Genomic DNA, 17,536 nt, shown 5'->3' with positions numbered 1-17,536 from the left:
CACATGTGTCAACCATGTGTCCGGTCCGTACACGTCCTTGCAAAAGTGACCCGCTGTAAGAGCGGAACCATAGGCCGCCGTTACCGCAGCAACGGATATGCCCCCCCGACCGCCCAGCCCCACCAAGGCCACCTCAACGTTAATGTTGTGTAGATGCCCATGCTGCGATGGCCTGACATACCGAGGCGTCTGCATCGCAGCGGTGCGACGATTCGACAAGCCAGCTCCCACAGAAATCAGCTCTTTGGTGTATGCCATTCGCTTTCGCTTTAGATCTAACCACTCAGGTCGAACGCAGGCTTGAATCAATGGCTAATCGGGTATGTACACAATCAACCCGCCGCAGTAGAGGGCTCCAACTGCCGCTGCGCCAACCAGATCTCCTCCTGCAACCACCGCCCGAACACCTGCAACTGCGGCATATCCGTCTGCTCCGGCCGGGTCACCAGCCAATAGGATTGATGCCCTTCCACATGCACATTCAGCACCTGCGTCAACTGCCCACTGGCCAGTTCCGCTGCGACCATGTGCCAGTCGGCAATGGTAATCCCCAACCCATCCGTTGCCGCCCGAATCGCCAGGTCCAGCAAGTCGAACTCATAGCCGCCCTGGGTATCCACCCCATGAATCCGCGCCGCGTCCAGCCAATGCTTCCACGTCAAGTAACGCTGATCTTCACTGGCCAACACATGCAACAAGGTCATGCGATTCAGATCCACGCCATCGCTGCATTCCCGGGCATACAGCGACGGCGCGCACACCGCGATGTGCCGCTCCTGAATCAGCAACGAACTGTCCAGGCCATCCCACTCGCCATTGCCGAACCGAATGGCGCAATCGAGCGTGCTGGTCTGCGCCAAGCTGTCTTGCAGGCACGTGGTGATGCTCAGCTCCAACTCCGGATGCGCCTCGCGCAAACGCCCCAAACGCGGCATCAACCAGCGGCTGGTAAACGTCGGCGGCGCGTTGATGTGCAACCGGTTGGAATGGGTTTTCTGCTGGATGCTGCGCACTGTCAGCTCGATCTTGTCGAACGACTGGTGCAACGCCCGCAACAACACGCGCCCGGCGCTGGTGAGCTCGAGGTGATGGTGGCGCCGTTCCAGCAGGCTCTCCCCCAATTGTTCTTCCAACTGGCGTACCTGGCGACTGACCGCGCTCTGGGTCACGTTCAACAGCTCGGCAGCCCGGGTAAAGCTGCCGGTGCTGCCGGCGACTTCGAAGGCTTTGAGGGCATTGAGACCAGGCATTTTGCGTTTCATGGAGAGCACTCGACAACGATCAACAAGGAAGATTGAGCAGAGAAATACCCGTACAACATACCTTTTTGTATTGGGCCAGCGGTAGCACTCCCCCCACAGAGAAAAATACTCGACCGAAATCAATCATGTCGTTTTTGGACTAAACACGTCGCTGACGAATAAATAGCACGCGTATAACGCATGCACACTAAGACAATTAAGCATTGGCTGCCCGCGCACTACAAAAGTTAGTCTTCCCTCCAACTAAGTCTATTGGCTCTTCGCCAACTAAATCGAGGCCGCGCCATGTCTAGCCCCCCTATTTCAACGCGACGAAGTATCGGTTTACTGGCATTGGTATTTACCGCCTGTAACGCGACCACCCACGGTTTCAGTATTTTTCTGTACTCCGCCTTATTGCCGCAGATCCGTGGGGTATTTGAACTGAACTACAGCCAGGCCGCCTTGATTGCAGCCGTGCTGCAGCTGTTCTACATGGGTGCCTCGATTGCCAGCGGCATCGCCGCGGCCTGGGTGAGCCCACGCAATATGGTGCGCCTGACCATCGTGTTAAGCCCGGTGTTGCTGGCACTGGCCGTCGCCACGCCTTGGGTAGTGCCGTTTGCGCTATGCCTGGCGCTGGTGTCGGCCTGCGCGGTGTCGAACTGGAACGCGATTGCCGCATTGGCCCGAGAAGTGATCCCGGCGACTCATCGCAGCCGCGTGCTGGGGTTGGCGTCGTCGGGGGCCGCTTTTGCCATTTGCTTGAATGGGCTATTGATCGCACTGTTGCAAGGTCTGTCATTGCGCCAGTTTTGGTTGATCTGTGCAGGCCTGACGCTGCTGGTCACGCTGCTGACCTTGTGGACCTTGGCTGCGCACGTCGAACAAGCGCCCCGCTCTGTCCAGCCGCCCGCATTCACCCAAGTGCTCAAACAATGGCTGCAACTGTGCGTGGACCAGCCAGTGGCCTTGCACATTGTGTTACTCAGCGGATTTATCGGCGCAATCAGTGGACCGTTCCTCAACTTTTTATCGGCCTTTGTCAGTGACCGCCTGCACGCCGGTGCGGCGGTTACGGGCTCGATGTGGACGTTGATCGGCATTGGCGGCGCCATCGGCGGGCTGCTATTGGGCTCGCTGGCGGATCGCTGGGGCGCACTGCGGGTGCTGGCGCTGAGCATTAGCGCATTCGGCCTCGCCATGCTCGGCCTGCTGGGGCATCCCAGCCTATTACTGAGCTGGTGCGCTGCCGGATTGTTCGCGCTGTTCTATTTCCCTTCATGGGGTTTGATGGCCGCCTACCTCAGTGCACGCCTCGATCCGGTGCAAAGCCTGCAAGTGGTGAGCCTGAGCATGGTCAGCTACGGGCTGGCCAGTGCTTCGGCCAATGGGCTGTGCGGTTGGCTGTTGCAGGTCAGTGGCGAATTTACCGTGGTACATGCCTGGATTGCCGGCTGGGTACTGGCAAGTTTGCTACTGCTCAAGCGCATGGCCCATCGGCAGGCCGTGGACGCGTTGGCCGTGCAAATACCCTGAACGTCCCAACTGGCGCTGCAAAATTTCCACCAGCGCCTCCACCTCCGGAACCTGGCAACCCACCGAGCGCCAAAACATCAGGCGCGCCGGGGCAATGGCTGGGAAGCCTTGCTGCTCATCCAGAATCTGCCAGCCCTCCGGCACCAGCCGCCGTGCCATCACGCCCACCGACAAGCCTTGCTCAATGGCAATCGCAATGCCGCGCGGGCTCTGACTCGTATAAACCACCTGCCACGAACGCCCAGCCTGGGCCAGCGCTTGCACGGCATTGGCACGGAACGCACACCCTTCGGCGTACACCGCCAGCGGCACCGACTGGCGCCCTACGCCACTCCAACTCGGCGCCGCCACCCACACCAACGGTTCATCGCACAGGTATTCCCCCGGTTGCAGGCCCGCATGTTCAACACCCAGCACCAAGTCCAGTTCGCCGCGATGCAAGCGGCTGACCAGCGCGGTAGACATCTCACAGCAAATATCCGGGCGCACCTGGGCAAACTGCGCCTGAAAATCCTTGAGCATTCCGCCCAGGCAGTATTGAGCGTAGTCCTCGGGCATACCCAGATGGATACACACCTGCTCATTGGGTAATTGAGCCGCGCTGACCGCCTCAAGGTGCAGCTTGAGGATCTGCCGCGCATAGATCAGAAAGGTTTCGCCGCTCGGCGTGAGGCCGATGGAGCGGCTGGTGCGGTGAATAAGCGGCGTTCCCACGATCTCCTCCAGGCGCTGCAAGTTCTGGCTGACGGTGGACTGGGTTTTATGCAAACGCTCAGCAGCCGCCGAAAACCCCTGGCATTCGATAATTGCCACAAACACTTTAAGTAAGCCCCCATCCAGTTCGCCTGACATAACTATCGCCCCTGCCGATGGATTCGATCACAACTTGTAATTTCCACTTCAAACCGGTTTACGCAACTATCGACTCAACACAACAGCCTACTTCAGGAGCCGTGTATGAGTCTTAAACTTGCCGATGCCGAAACCGGTGATATCAGCGATATCATTAATACAGCGCTGTATCCCATACATGATTCGGGCCATGTTCAACTGCGCGCATTAATTGAACATGCGCGTGCCGAACTGGCCGAAGACGGTTGCTGCCTGCTGAAGAACTTCCTGCGCCCCGAAGTGCTGGAACAGGCGCGCCTGGAAGGCCAGGCGCTGTCGGGCAAGACGTTCTATTCAGTACGCAAGGTCAACCCCTACTTCACCGAAGACGACCCCAGCCTGCCCCAGGATGACCCGCGCCGCACGTTCATGGAGCGCACAAGTGGATTCGTGACCCGCGACATGATCGCCCCCGACGCGATCATCCATCGCCTGTACGTGTCGCCAATGATGAAGCGCTTTATCGGCGCCTGCCTCGACGAACCGGAGATTTTCGAATACGCCGACCCTTTCGCCGGCCTGGTGATCAACGTGATGCCCGAGGGCACCGAGCAGCCTTGGCACTTCGACACCAACGAATTCATCGTCAGCATGATGACCCAGAAGCCCGAGGCCGGTGGACTGTTCGAGTACGCGCCGATGATCCGCTCGCGCAGCCAGGAGAACCTCGGCGCAGTCGGCAAAGTGGTGCGTGGCGAAGACCGCTCACGGGTGCAGAATCTGGCGCTCAACCCCGGTGATTTGCAGATCTTCAAGGGCCGTTTCTCAGTGCACCGCGTCACCCGCGTGGAAGGCTCAACCGAGCGCAACACCGCGATCTTCGCCTACTCCGAGAAACCCGGAATCATTGGCCGCGCCCAACGCACCAAACAGCTTTACGGACGCCTGTCCGAAGCCCACCTGCAAGCCGAACGCAACCTGGTGCGCAGCGACCAGTTGCTCGACTGATTCACGCCCATAAAAAACCAAAAAACCGTCTTTGCCCTGCGAGGAACACCCATGAGTCTGTCAGGCCCCAACCGCAACCCCGCCGACTGCGAGCCCACTTATGACGAAATCCAGCAAATCCAGCTGGACCGCCTGCAACGGGTACGCAACGAACTGAAAAAACGTGACTACGCCGCTTGTGTGCTGTTCGACCCCACCCATATGCGCTACGCCACCGGCTCACGCAACATGCAGGTGTACTCGGCACGCAACCCGGCGCGTTATGCCTTTATACCGGCAGAAGGCCCAGTGGTGATCTTCGAGTTCGGCGGCTGTCTGCACCTGGCCGAAAGCCTGAATACCGTGGATGAAGTGCGCCCGGCCAAAGCCATTTCCTACTACTTCTGCGACAGCTTCTTGAACAATGTGACGGCCGACTGGGCCGCCGAGATAGATGAACTGGTGCGCCAGTGCGGCGGCGGTAAACGCATTGCCATCGAAAGCGCCACCTCGGCCGCCGCGTTCGAACTGCAACGGCTGGGTTACCAAGTGTTTGACGCCCAGGAACCGCTGGAGCGTGCGCGCTGCATCAAGGTGCCCAACGAACTGAAAATGATCCGCGCCAGCCTGCGCGCCACTGAAACGGGAGTGCGCCTGATGGAAAGTAAACTGGTGCCGGGCATCAGCGAGAACGAACTGTGGTCGCATCTGCACCAGCATGTGATCGCCACCGATGGTGATTACGTCGAGACTCGCCTGCTGTCCTCCGGCCCACGCACTAACCCGTGGTTCCAAGAGTGCAGCACGCGGCCCATCGAAGCCGGTGATCTGGTCGCGCTGGACACCGACGTGGTCGGGCGCTTCGGCTACTACGCCGACTTTTCGCGCACCTTTCTCTGTGGCGACCAGGCCGCCACCGCCAAGCAACAGGAACTGTACAAACTGGCCTACGAGCAAGTGCAGACCAACGTAGAAATGCTCAAGGCCGGGCGCAGCTTCAAGGAGTACGCGGAGATGGCCTGGAAGATTCCCGAACATTACAAAAACAACCGCTACTTCGCCCTGGCGCACGGGGTTGGCATGACCGGTGAATACCCTTACGTGGTACACCGCGAAGACATCGACGCGCTGGGCTATGACGGCGTGTTCGAAGCCGGCATGACCATCTGCGTGGAAAGCTACATCGGCCACGATGACGGCGGCGAAGGCGTGAAGCTCGAAGAACAGATCTATATCCACGAACACGGTATCGAGTTGCTCTCTGATTACCCGTTCGACCCGCGCCTGTTGCCACGCTGAACACGTCTAGCTCGAGAGGTGGCCTTGGGAAGGATCGGTAACATGCATTTATAGAAGGTTACTGCGCAGAATTTGTCGTTTGTCCATCTTTGCGCAAATGACAAAACTGCGGGCATCTCTAATAAAAACAACATGAGAGCTGCCCCTATGTCCTATCCCATTGCCCGCCTTCTGACTTCGTTGCGCCTTGTTCTTCTGCCGGTTTCACAGCGGTTCGTGCTGCGCCGTTGCTGCGCTTGCCACTGACCCTTGCGGTTCAACAAAAACGCATATTCGCAAGTACCGGAGAGGCTTATGAAAGACTTGACTACCCTGGACGGCGCCCCGCCGCATCCAGCCATCAATGACCTGTGTGTGCAAGTTAAAAGCGCTGAAATCAACCGCCGCCAGTTCCTGCGCACCGCCGCGCTATTGGGCGTCACCGTCGCCAGCGCCAGCACCTTTCTGGGCTCTGCTTTACTGGGCAGCGACGCCCAGGCCGCCGACGCCACACCGGCCCGCCAGGGCGGCAGCCTGCGCTTTGCCTGCGCGATCCAGGAAATCCAGGACCCGATGCTGATCACCTGGATCGAAGCCTCGAACCTGTTGCGCAATTCACTGGAGTACCTGACCTGGGTCGACGCCGACAACATCACCCACCCGTACCTGGCAGAAAGCTGGAGCCCGTCCGACGACCTCACCACCTGGACCTTCAACCTGCGCCAGGACGTGAAATGGAGCAACGGTGACAGCTTCAACGTCGACGACGTGCAGCACAACATCGAACGCTGGATCGCTGCCGACTCCAAGTCGGTCAACCGCACCGCGTTCCAGGACATCAAGGCCTTCGAAAAAGTCAGCGACTACCAGTTCCGCCTGCAACTGAAACGGCCGATCCTGGCGATTCCGGAAATGCTCAACGCCTTCACGTGCGCCATCGTGCACCGCAGCTTCAAGGCCGGCGACGACTGGTCCAAGAACCCGCTGGCCACCGGGCCGTTCAAGCTGGTGGCGTTCGCAGTGAACAAGCAGGCGACCTTCGCCAAGCGCGCCGATTATTGGGGCAAACCCGCCAACCTCGACGAGCTGCGTTACATCGACATGGGCACCGACGTGTCTACCCACCTTGCCGCACTGCAAGCCGGGCAAGTCGACGTGCTGTACCGGGTGACGGTGGCCGAGCTGGACCTGGCCAAGCGCCTGCCGGGCGCGCAGTTGCTGACCTGCAAATCCGCGCAAACCGTGGTGATGCGCATGGCCTGCGACCAGAAGCCCTTCACCGACCTGCGCATCCGCAAAGCCGTGGTGCTGTGCGCCGATAACGCGCAGATGCTCAAGATCGCCTATCGCGGCATGGGCACCTTGGGCGAAGACCACCATGTGGCCCCCTCTCACCCCGAATATTTCCCGTTGCCCAAACGCGAGCGCGACGTGGCGGCGGCAAAAAAGCTGCTGGCCGACGCCGGTTTCCCCAACGGTCTGGACATCGACTTGATCGTCGGCAACACCCAGGGCCGTTATGAGCAGGACTGCGCGCAGATCCTGCAACAGAACTGCCTGGAAGCCGGGATTCGCCTCAACCTCAAGGTGATACCTGCCGCTCAATACTGGCCAATCTGGGACAAAGCCGCGTTCAGTCTCACCTACTGGGCCCATCGCCCACTGGGCGTGATGTCCCTGGAGCTGGCCTATCGTGGCGGCGGCGCCTGGAACGAAAGCCACTACAGCGACCCGGCGTTCGACGCCGCGCTGGACAAGGCCATGGGCATCATCGACCCCAAGCAACGCGCGGTGGCGATGCAAAGCGTCGAGCAGATTTTGCAGGACGCCTGCGTGATCGTGCAGCCGTTCTGGGGCGACAAGTTCACCGCCGTGAGCAAAAAAGTGCAGGGCTTTGAGGTGCATCCTTCCGACTTTTACCCCATGGGGAACGTGTGGCTGAGCGCCTGAGTCAAGGCGCGCGTTTCCTGCCCACATGGGCAGGCATTCCAACCTTCGTCGGAGCATGCACCCATGGCTCATTTTCTATTGCGCAAACTACTGGCGCTGCTGGCGACCTTGCTGTCAGTGTCCTTGATCGTGTTCCTGGCCCTGGAACTTAACATCGAGGACGTCGCCATCAACGTCCTCGGCCCCTACTCCGCCGCAGACCAGCGTGCGGCGTGGCTGGTGGAACATGGCTACACCCAACCCTTTGTGTGGCGTTATCTGTTGTGGCTCAAGGACTTTGTCAGCGGCGACTGGGGCACCTCGGTGTATTTTCGCGAATCGGTGATCAAACTGCTGCTGCCCAACCTGGCGCAAACCCTCACCCTGGCCGGCCTGGCCCTGCTGGTGATGGTGCCCGTGGCGTTGACCTTAGGCATTCTCGCCGGCATTCGCCAGGGTTCGCTGCTGGACCGGCTGGTGTCGTTCCTGTCGATCGTCACCACCTCGATCCCCGACTTTGCCAGTGCAGTGTTCGTCTCGGCGATCTTTGTGTTCTGGCTCAACTGGCTGCCAGGCGTGAGCAGCATGAGCGATGGTTTCAGCGCCGTGCAACTGGTGTTGCCGTTGATGGTGCTGTGCCTGTTCGGCATCGGCTACCTGGCGCGGATCACCCGGGCGTCGATGGTCGAAGTGATGCAGTCGCCCTACATCCGCACCGCGCGGCTCAAAGGCGCCTCCACCGCGCGCATCGTGGTACGCCATGCCCTGCGTAACGTACTGATCGCGCCGATCACCGTGATCATGCTCTACATCCCGTGGCTGCTGTCCAACGTGATCGTGGTCGAGGTGTTCTTCGCCTACAAGGGCTTCGGCTCGCTGCTCTACACAGCGTCGCTGAACCATGACGTGTACCTGATCGAAGCCTGCGCGATGGTCAGCGCCGTGGTGGTGGGGGTTACCAAGATCTTCTCGGATCTGGCCTACACCTGGCTCAACCCGCGCATCACCCTGCGCAGCCTTGGCGGAGGTGCTCAATGAATCGCCTGCAAGCCTTCAAACATCCCCTGGCGTTACTCGGTTTGTTGCTGGTCGGCGGCTGGGTGCTCATCGCAGTGTTCGCGCCTTGGCTCGCGCCCCATGACCCACTGGAAAGCTTCACCCCATTGCTCACGCCAATGACCACCAGCGACAACGGCCAGAGCTTCCTGCTGGGCACTGACATGATCGGTCGCGACATCCTCTCGCGGCTGATCTGGGGCACCCGCACGGTGCTGTTCTGGTCGATCCTGGCCACGCTCACGGCGTTCGCCGTCGGTATCGCCATGGGCCTGTGTGCCGGTTACTTCAACGGCTGGGTCGATGCGCTGCTGTCGTATGTGGCCGACACCGTGCTGTCGTTCCCGGTGCTGGTGTTGTACATCGTGATCATCATTGCCCTCGGCGCCTCGGCGCTGAACATCCTGATTGCGGTGACGTTTACCAGTGCGCCAGCGATCTTTCGCATCATGCGTGCGCTGACCATCGATATTCGCTCGCGCGACTACGTGCTCAGTGCAATCACCCAGGGCGAAGGCTCGCTGCGCATCATGCTGGTGGAGATTTTGCCCAACTGCGGTGGCCCGTTGATCGTGGATTTTTGCCTGCGCATCGGTTACACCGCGATCATGATCGGCGCCCTGGGTTTTCTCGGCCTCGGCCTGCCGCCGCCCACACCCGACTGGGGCGGCATGATCAACGACGGCCGCGCCATGGCCATCGCCTTCCCGCACCTGGTGATCTTCCCGTGCATTGCCATCTCCACCCTGATGCTGGGCTTGAGCCTGCTGGCGGACGGCCTGGATGAAAACGCCCAGCAAGGCGCAAGGAATTGAGCATGAACCCACAACCTGTATTGCGCGTGCAAAACCTCTCGATTGAACTGCCTGTCGGCGCAGACCGCAGCCATGCGGTGCACGGCATCAGCCTGGAGGTACGCAAGGGCGAAATCCTCTGTGTGATCGGCGAATCCGGCTCCGGCAAATCGGTGCTGTCGGCGGCGATTATGGGCGACTACGCCAAAGGCTTGCGCCACGCCGGTGGGGTGATCGACTTTCTTGGCGATGATATTTGCACCCTCGACGAAACCCGCCTGCGCCAGCTGCGCGGCAACCGCATCGCAATGATTTTCCAGGAGCCCATGGCAGCGTTGAACCCGGCGATCCGGATCGGCAAGCAAGTCGAAGAAATCTTCGATATCCATGCGCCGCAGATGCCCCAGCGCGAACGCCGCGAACGCATGCTCGCACTGCTGGAATCCACCCAGTTGCCCGACCCGCCGCGCATCGCCAACAGCTTTCCCCATCAACTCTCCGGCGGCCAATGCCAGCGGGTAGTGATCGCCATGGCCTTGGCGATGAACCCCGACTTACTGATCGCCGACGAACCGACCACCGCCCTCGACGTCACCACCCAGGCTCAGGTGTTAAAGCTGGTGCGCGACCTGCGCGGGCGCGGCCAGCATGGCATTTTGTTTATCACCCACGACTTCGGGGTGGTAGCGCAGATTGCCGACCGTATTGCGGTGATGGAAGGCGGCCGCCTGGTGGAAATCGGCGAGCGCGACCAGGTGCTCAACGCCCCGGCCCACGCCTACACCCGCAAGTTGATCGCGGCGGTGCCGGCGCTGCATCCTGAACTGCACACACCCAGTGCCGACGGCGAGCTGGCGCTGCGCATCGAGAACCTGACCAAGACCTACACCGTCGGCGGCAGCTCGGTCGCGGCCTTGCGTAACGTATCGCTGAACCTGCCACGCGGCAAAACACTGGCGATTGTCGGCGAGTCCGGCTCGGGGAAAAGCACGCTGGTCAAGGCTGCAATCCGCCTGGTGGACAGCGACAGCGGGCATGTATGGGTCGGTGATACGGACTTCCTGGCCTTGCGCGGCTCAGCATTGGCGGCCAATCGGCGGCGCATCCAAATGATCTTCCAGGACCCGTATGGGTCGCTCAACCCGCGCCATCGAGTCGGCGACATCATTGCCCGTGCTGCGCAACTGCGTGGTTTATCGGCCAAGGACGCCTGGGCCGAGGCCGGTGATTTGCTTGAACAAGTGGGCCTCAAGCGCGATGCGCTCAAGCGCAAACCCCGGCAGTTTTCCGGTGGCCAGCGCCAGCGCATCGGCATCGCCCGCGCCCTGGCCATGCGCCCGGAAGTGTTGATCGCCGATGAAAGCGTCTCGGCGCTGGATGTGTCGGTGCAAAAGCAGGTGCTGGAGCTGCTGGCCGATCTGCAAAAGCAACTCAACCTGAGCATCCTGTTTATCACCCACGACCTGCGCGTGGCGGCGCAAATCAGCGACCACATCGCCGTAATGCGCCAGGGCGAAGTGGTCGAATACGGCAGCGCCGAACAGGTGCTGTTGCGGCCCCAGAACAGCTACACCCAGGCGCTGCTTGCCGCCGCACCGGGCGCCACGCAATTACCGGCTGCCGGGCCGCCATTAAGGTTGATCCGCCCCGCGGCTCACTGAGTTTTCCCTTTCCCTGCGTCGCAGCGTCCGCTGCGGCAACGGGCTGCTGTTGCCAAAAATAACTAATAACGAGAGTAAAACCATGCGACCAACCCTACGTTTTATTGCCCTGGTCCCCGTGCTCGGCACCCTCGCGGCGCCTGCCATGGCCATCCAGGTCACCGACAACCTCGACCTCGGGGGCGCCGTACGCGCGCGCTGGGACTATGACCCGGATCGTGGCATCCAGAAGTTCGGCCTCGACACCGCGTTCCTCAGCGCCAAGTACAACTCCGACACCTGGATCGGTGAAGCGCAGTACCGCTTCTACGGGCGTTCGTACCCGTACCAGTACACCAAGAACTACGGTGATATCCAGTTCGCCAAATTCGCGTGGGTGGGCTACAAGTTCAATCCCGACCAGCAAGTGCAAGTGGGTCTGAACACCGTGCCGTTCGGCTTGCAGCCCTATTTCGGCAGCACCTTCTACGAAACCCTGGGCAATGTGATTGGTCTGGAAGACGTGCAACAGGTCGGCGCCAAATACATCCAGCAAAGCGGTGACTGGAATATTCAGGCCGGTTACTACCTGCGGCCGGCGTGGCAAGGTAAAGGCACCAGCAAAGGCGTGACCTATTCCAGCGTGGTCTCCGAAGCCGACAGCTACGTGGCCGACGGCAGCAACAACCAGGAACGCAACACCGTGGTGGTACGCGTGGCCAAGGCTATGGACCTGGGTAACTGGAAATCCGAAGTCGGCCTCTCCGGCTTGACCTCGACCCTGGAGAACAAAGACACCGGCAACGACGGCCGCCGCAACGCTGTGGCCATTCACTACCTGGGCAAGAACGGCCCGTGGGGTGTGCAACTGCAGGCGGCACGCCAGCAAATGTCGCCGCGCAACGAAGGCACCGACGGCGTGGTGACGCTGGGCGGGTATGACGGCACCTTCAACGTCGCCAGTCGCGGCAACTTGTATGTGGCGGATTTGAGTTACGACGTGGGCGGCAAGTACCTGTTCGATCAGATCAGCGGTGTGAAGCTGTATGCCAACTACAGTGCCTTTGACAAGTCTGACAATGACTTCAAAACCTCACAGCGACTGATCCTGGGTACATCGTTTTCGGTCAGTAAATTATGGGTAGCGACGGAGTGGCTGATCGGCAAGAACGACCCGTACATTGGCGGCAGCAGCTACACCCAGAGTTTGGGCGCAGGCGGCAGTAATCAGTTGGAAAATCAGCTGTACATGAACATCGGTTACTACTTCTAATAGGCCACTGACGCTATCGCAGGCAAGCCAGCTCCCATATTGAAATGCGTTGCCAGTTTGGGAGAGGGCTTGCCTGTGATGAGGCCAGCAAAGACACCATAAAAATAACAAGTATGGACCACACCCATGCGTCACCTGCCCGCCCTCAACATGCTACGCGTCTTCGAAGAAGTCGCCCGCCATCGCAGCTTCAGCCAGGCCGCCGTGGGCCTCAACGTTACCCAGGGCGCGGTCAGCCGCCAGATCAAGCAACTGGAAGACTACCTCGGCGTTGCCCTGTTCATTCGCACGCCCCAGGGCCTGTCCCTGACCGAAGCCGGCTTTGCCCTCTCGCCGCACCTGAGCGACGCCTTCGACCATATCGAGCGCGCCCTGCAAGCCGTACGCGTGCCCAACCTGCGCCAGCGCCTGCGCGTGGTCGCACCGCCTACCTGGGCCACGCGCTGGTTGTCGGCGCACTTGCGGCGTTTCTGCGAGCGCTACCCGGATATCAACCTCAGTGTCACCCATCAAAACACCCACGACAGCCTCGCGGAGATTGACTGCCGGATTCGTTTCGGCCTGCAGGCGGACCCGCATTGCAGCAGTGAGCTGTTGGTGATGGAGCGGCATATCGCCGTAGCCAGCCCGGAGTTGTTCGAAGGTGACCAGCCGCCGGATCTGCGGCGTTTCCCACTGCTGCATATCCTGCACGACGGTAAGCGTTTGAAGGTTTGGGAGAACTGGCTGGCGGCCATGGGCCGAGACGACATCGATGCGGGCCAGGGCCTGGAATTCAGCACTCTGGACCAGGTGATCCATACCGCCCTGGCCGGCGGTGGCCTGGCGGTGATCGACCGGCAGATGATCGAACGTGAATTGGCCAATGGCAGTTTAGTGCCGATCACTCACGTGGAAGTGATCGGCCCCTATGGTTATTGGCTGGATGTGGCGGCAGACAAGCAGGGATTATCCAAGGTTCGCTTGTTTACGCAGTGGCTGGGCCAGGTCAGCAATCCCTGACACCGACGGCGCTTGGGCTTTGCACGCCTGGCTCAAGGTCAACGCCTTGGTCTCTGGCGCCCATGCCCAAGAGATGATCGCACCCAACATCAGGATAGCCGCGAGAATCCCCATGGTCGGGCTCAAGCCAATGCCCGCCACACTCAACGGCAGCAAAAACGTGCTGACCGCCGACCCCAAGCGGCTTACCGCTGTCGCCAGGCCAATACCGCTGGCACGCACTTCGGTAGGAAAGCTTTCGGCCGGGAACACGCCAACCAAATTGCTCACCGCCGACAACACCAGCGTGAACACACCAAAGGTCAGCACCATCAACCACGCCATACTCCCCGGCAACACCGCCAGTAGAAACAACGCCGCCGCGAGAATGATGAACGAATTGATCAAAAAACCCCGCCGCGAGAACTTCACCGTGCACCAAATACCAATCAACGCACCGACAATCAGCAACAGGTTAAGCAGCAACTCAGTCCCAAATCCCTGGGACAACCCCATCTTCTGCAGGATCGACGGCAGAAAGGTATAGATCGCGAAATACGGCATCACAATGCAGACAAAAAACAGGCAATTAAACGCGGTGCGCTTACGGTACTCACGACTGAACAACACGCCATAACCGGAACGGGTCTGCGTCGGCGGTTCTTCATCCAACACCACATGCTCGCCCAAGTGCTTTTTGACGATGGCACGGGCCTCGGCGATGCGCCCACGGTTGACCAGCCAACGCGGTGATTCCGGTGTGCCGATTCGGGCGATCAGGATCAACCCGGCCGGAATCGCCGACGACGCCAGCATCCAGCGCCAGGCGTCGTCGCCGAGGCTGAGCATCGCGGTACCGACAAAGGTTGCCGCCACATAACCAACGGTCCAGACCACGCTGAAGGAGCCGAGCAACACGCCGCGATGCTTCTTCGGCGCGAACTCGGCGAGCATGGCGTGACCCACGCTGAAATCACCGCCCAGGCCAATGCCGATGAGGATGCGGCACAGCAACAGGCCCATGGCCGTTTCAGCGTAGAACTGCATCACTGACGCGACGGTAATCAGTACAAAGCTGACCAGGAAGATTTTCTGCCGGCCGAGGCTGTCGGAAATCCAGCCGAAAAACAGGCTGCCCACAAACAGCCCGATCAGCGCCGAAGCGCCGATGAGGCCTTGCCAGAAGGCATCCAATTGCATCTGTGGGCTGAGCAGGGTGAAAGCGATACCGATCAGGCCAAGGATATAGCCGTCAGTGAAATGCGCGCCGAAGGTGAGGCCGGCGATTTTCAGGTGAAAACGGCCGATGGGCAGGTCGTCGATTTTGACGGGTTGAGCGGTCATGGTGTTCTCCATTTTGTTGTTCTTGACGGAGTAACAGCGGGCTTATGCCGAATAATTGCTCTATGTGGGAGCTGGCTTGCCTGCGATAGCGGTGGATCAGCTAAATGATCGGGAACTGACCCACCGCTATCGCAGGCAAGCCAGCTCCCACATTAGGACTGCGTGGTCTTACAGCCCTCCCATCAACAGGTATTTGATCTCCAGGTAATCATCCAGCCCATACTTGGAACCTTCACGGCCCAGGCCTGATTCCTTGATCCCACCAAACGGCGCAACCTCGGTGGAGATGATCCCTTCGTTGATGCCGACCATGCCCGCCTCCAGACCTTCGGCCATGCGCCACACCCGGCCGATATCGCGACTGTAGAAGTAGGCGGACAAGCCGAACGGCGTGTCATTGGCACGTTGCAGCACCTCGGTCTCATCCTTGAAGCGAAAGCACGCGGCTACCGGGCCAAAGGTCTCTTCCTGGGCGATCAGCATCTCGCCATGGGCTTCGGTGAGAATGGTCGGTTCGAAAAAGGTGCCGCCCAATGCATGGCGACGGCCGCCGCAGAGCAGTTTGGCGCCCTTCTCCAGCGCATCGCCCACATGCGCTTCAACCTTGGCCAAGGCCGCCGCATTGATCAGCGGGCCTTGCTCGGTGTCGCCGTCCAGCGCACTGCCCACACGCATGGCGCTGACGGCTTCGGCCAGTTTGCGCGTGAAGGCGTCGTAAACGCTGTCCTGGATAAAGAAACGGTTGACGCACACGCAGGTCTGCCCGGTGTTGCGGAACTTGGACGCCATGGCGCCTTTGACGGCGGCGTCCAGGTCGGCGTCGTCGAACACGATAAACGGCGCGTTGCCGCCCAGTTCCAGCGAGACTTTTTTCAGCGTGTCGGCGGCCTGGCGCATCAGCAGTTTGCCGATGCGCGTGGAGCCGGTGAACGACAGCTTGCGCACTACGCTGGAAGCTTGCAGCGCGCCGCCGATGGCCACAGCATCGCCGGAGACAATATTGAACACCCCGGCCGGAATGCCCGCCTGCTCGGCCAGTACCGCCAGGGCAAACGCCGACAGCGGCGTTTCTTCCGATGGTTTGAGAATCATCGTGCAACCGGCCGCCAACGCCGGGCCGACCTTGCGGGTGACCATGGCCAGCGGGAAGTTCCACGGCGTGATTGCCGCGACCACGCCGATGGCTTCCTTGGTCACAATAATGCGCGCGTCGGCTTTGTGGGTCGGTATCACGTCGCCATAGGCACGCTTGGCCTCTTCACCAAACCACTCCAGAAAGCTGGCGGCGTAGACCACTTCGCCCATGGCTTCGGCCAAGGGTTTACCCTGCTCCAGACTCAGCAGCCGGGCCAGGTCTTTCTGATTGCTGAGCATCAACTCGCTCCAGCGCTTGAGGCGCTGGCTACGCTCCTTGGCGGTGAGCTTGCGCCAGGCCGGCAGTGCGCGGTTGGCGGCGTCGATGGCCAGGTGGGTTTCTTCAGCGCCAGCGCGTTGCACCTCAACGATCAGCGCGCCATTGGCCGGGTTGACCACCGGATAACTCGGCCCACCGCTGGACCATTGGCCATCGATGTAGTTGCCAGTACGGATCAGCGGGTTCATGCCACGGCCTCGATCAGGTTGAAACGGTCCAGGCCCGGGCGGGCCGCGCGCAGGATGCGCTTGCCGGCGGTGTAATCATTGATCACGTCGCACGGCGTGTAATTGCGTTCCAGCTCGTGCAGTTCTTCGGCGTCGAGCTGGGTGTCCAAGGCCGCCAGCGCGCTGTCGAACTGCGCGGTGGTATCGGCGCCCACCAGCATCACGTCGACGCCTGGGTGGTTGGCGACCCAGGCCTGGGCGATCTGTGCATTGGACACACCACGGGCACGTGCCACACGCTGAACCGAATGGGCGATGTCGAACGAGGCCTGGTCGCTGTACATCTGCTGGGTGAAAAAGTCGGTCTGGTTGCGCGTCGACTGCACTTCGCCGGTCAACAGGCCACGGGCCAGCGGGCTGAACACCGAGACGCCCAGGCCCTGGTCGCGGCAGAACGGGATCATCTCGCGCTCTTCTTCGCGGTAGGCGCAGTTCAGTTGCAGCTGCATATTGATCGGCTTGACCCAACCATTGCGTTCGCAGGCCATGAGGATTTTCGCCAGTTGACCGGTGAGCATGGTCGACACGCCGATGTAGCGAGCCTTGCCGGAACGCACGATGTCGTTCATCGCCGCCATGGTTTCTTCGACCGGGGTGTTCACATCGAAGTAATGCAGCATGAACACGTCGACGTAATCCATGCCCAGACGGCTGAGGGATGCGTCAATGCTGTCCATGATGTGCTTGCGCGAGTGGCCGCTGGCATTGATGCCACTGCGGGTGCCGTAGCCGACCTTGGTGGTGACCACAATGTCTTCACGCCGTGCCACGCGCTTGAGGATGCGCCCCACCACTTCTTCGCCGACGCCTGCGGAATAGAAGTCGGCCAGATCGATGAAGTTAACCCCGTTGTCCAGGGCGTGGGCGACGATCGGCTCGCTTTGCTTTTCATCGAAAATCCACGGTTTCCAGTCCGGGGTGCCCATGTTCATGGTGCCCAGGCACAGACGCGAGACTTGCAAGCCGGAGTTGCCCAAACGAATGTATTGCATGGCAGTCTCC

At 60.5% G+C, this 17,536-nt stretch carries 14 protein-coding genes; 9 read left to right on the top strand and 5 right to left on the bottom strand.

The annotated features are described in order from the left end of the window. Nucleotides 1-332: 332 nt before the first annotated feature. Complete coding sequence (locus GIW28_RS24560; protein WP_026013561.1) at nt 333-1,262, bottom strand: LysR substrate-binding domain-containing protein; 930 nt, start codon at nt 1,260-1,262, stop codon at nt 333-335. Nucleotides 1,263-1,547: 285 nt separating this feature from the next. On the opposite strand from GIW28_RS24560, the gene GIW28_RS24555 reads away from it, so the two are divergent. Continuing rightward, entirely contained in the window at nt 1,548-2,780 is a 1,233-nt protein-coding gene (locus GIW28_RS24555; RefSeq protein ID WP_176992281.1) for an MFS transporter, read from the top strand. On the opposite strand, the gene GIW28_RS24550 is transcribed toward GIW28_RS24555, so the two are convergent. Continuing rightward, on the bottom strand, nt 2,718-3,632 hold the full coding sequence (locus GIW28_RS24550) for a LysR family transcriptional regulator (protein ID WP_017135446.1): 915 nt from the start codon (nt 3,630-3,632) through the stop codon (nt 2,718-2,720). The two genes, GIW28_RS24555 and GIW28_RS24550, sit on opposite strands and share 63 nt — an antisense overlap. A 105-nt stretch (nt 3,633-3,737) precedes the next feature. Here GIW28_RS24550 and GIW28_RS24545 point away from each other — a divergent pair, with 105 nt between their 5' ends. From GIW28_RS24545 to GIW28_RS24510, 8 genes are all read left to right on the top strand, one after another. Beyond that, nucleotides 3,738-4,619, top strand: coding sequence for a HalD/BesD family halogenase (locus tag GIW28_RS24545; RefSeq protein ID WP_017135445.1), 882 nt, complete (start codon nt 3,738-3,740; stop codon nt 4,617-4,619). A gap of 51 nt (nt 4,620-4,670) precedes the next feature. Continuing rightward, on the top strand, nt 4,671-5,897 hold the full coding sequence (locus GIW28_RS24540) for a M24 family metallopeptidase (protein ID WP_017135444.1): 1,227 nt from the start codon (nt 4,671-4,673) through the stop codon (nt 5,895-5,897). A 294-nt stretch (nt 5,898-6,191) separates the two neighbouring features. After that, nucleotides 6,192-7,826, top strand: coding sequence for an ABC transporter substrate-binding protein (locus GIW28_RS24535; protein ID WP_017135443.1), 1,635 nt, complete (start codon nt 6,192-6,194; stop codon nt 7,824-7,826). 63 nt (nt 7,827-7,889) lie between these two features. Then, on the top strand, nt 7,890-8,843 hold the full coding sequence (locus GIW28_RS24530; protein WP_017135442.1) for an ABC transporter permease: 954 nt from the start codon (nt 7,890-7,892) through the stop codon (nt 8,841-8,843). Further along, nucleotides 8,840-9,676 (top strand): ABC transporter permease, encoded by an 837-nt coding sequence (locus GIW28_RS24525; RefSeq protein WP_017135441.1) that lies wholly within the window; start codon nt 8,840-8,842, stop codon nt 9,674-9,676. Before GIW28_RS24530 ends, GIW28_RS24525 begins: the two co-directional genes overlap by 4 nt. Before the next feature lie 2 nt (nt 9,677-9,678). Next, nucleotides 9,679-11,316 carry a dipeptide ABC transporter ATP-binding protein gene (locus tag GIW28_RS24520; RefSeq protein WP_236447567.1) on the top strand — a complete coding sequence of 546 codons (1,638 nt, stop codon included), beginning with the start codon at nt 9,679-9,681 and terminating at the stop codon, nt 11,314-11,316. An 82-nt stretch (nt 11,317-11,398) separates the two neighbouring features. Continuing rightward, the gene (locus GIW28_RS24515) at nt 11,399-12,568 is read left to right on the top strand and encodes a hypothetical protein (protein WP_017135439.1); all 1,170 of its coding nucleotides are present in this window, start codon (nt 11,399-11,401) and stop codon (nt 12,566-12,568) included. Nucleotides 12,569-12,694: 126 nt separating this feature from the next. Further along, complete coding sequence (locus GIW28_RS24510) at nt 12,695-13,570, top strand: LysR substrate-binding domain-containing protein (protein ID WP_236447566.1); 876 nt, start codon at nt 12,695-12,697, stop codon at nt 13,568-13,570. Here GIW28_RS24510 and GIW28_RS24505 read toward each other — a convergent pair. The 3 genes from GIW28_RS24505 to GIW28_RS24495 all read right to left on the bottom strand — a co-directional run bounded on the left by GIW28_RS24505 (nt 13,517) and on the right by GIW28_RS24495 (nt 17,526). After that, complete coding sequence (locus GIW28_RS24505) at nt 13,517-14,893, bottom strand: MFS transporter (protein ID WP_236447565.1); 1,377 nt, start codon at nt 14,891-14,893, stop codon at nt 13,517-13,519. The genes GIW28_RS24510 and GIW28_RS24505 overlap by 54 nt on opposite strands. Before the next feature lie 168 nt (nt 14,894-15,061). Next, on the bottom strand, nt 15,062-16,495 hold the full coding sequence (locus GIW28_RS24500; protein ID WP_169988489.1) for an NAD-dependent succinate-semialdehyde dehydrogenase: 1,434 nt from the start codon (nt 16,493-16,495) through the stop codon (nt 15,062-15,064). Beyond that, complete coding sequence (locus GIW28_RS24495; protein ID WP_017138436.1) at nt 16,492-17,526, bottom strand: aldo/keto reductase; 1,035 nt, start codon at nt 17,524-17,526, stop codon at nt 16,492-16,494. The genes GIW28_RS24500 and GIW28_RS24495 overlap by 4 nt, the downstream gene beginning before the upstream one ends. Between the last annotated feature and the right edge of the window lie 10 nt (nt 17,527-17,536).

The sequence above is a fragment of the Pseudomonas sp. PA-5-4B genome (assembly GCF_021606215.1).
Classification (GTDB): Bacteria; Pseudomonadota; Gammaproteobacteria; order Pseudomonadales; family Pseudomonadaceae; genus Aquipseudomonas; species Aquipseudomonas edaphica.
The sequence above is the reverse complement of the archived record's forward strand: the minus strand, read 5'-3'. Positions and strand labels throughout refer to the sequence as shown.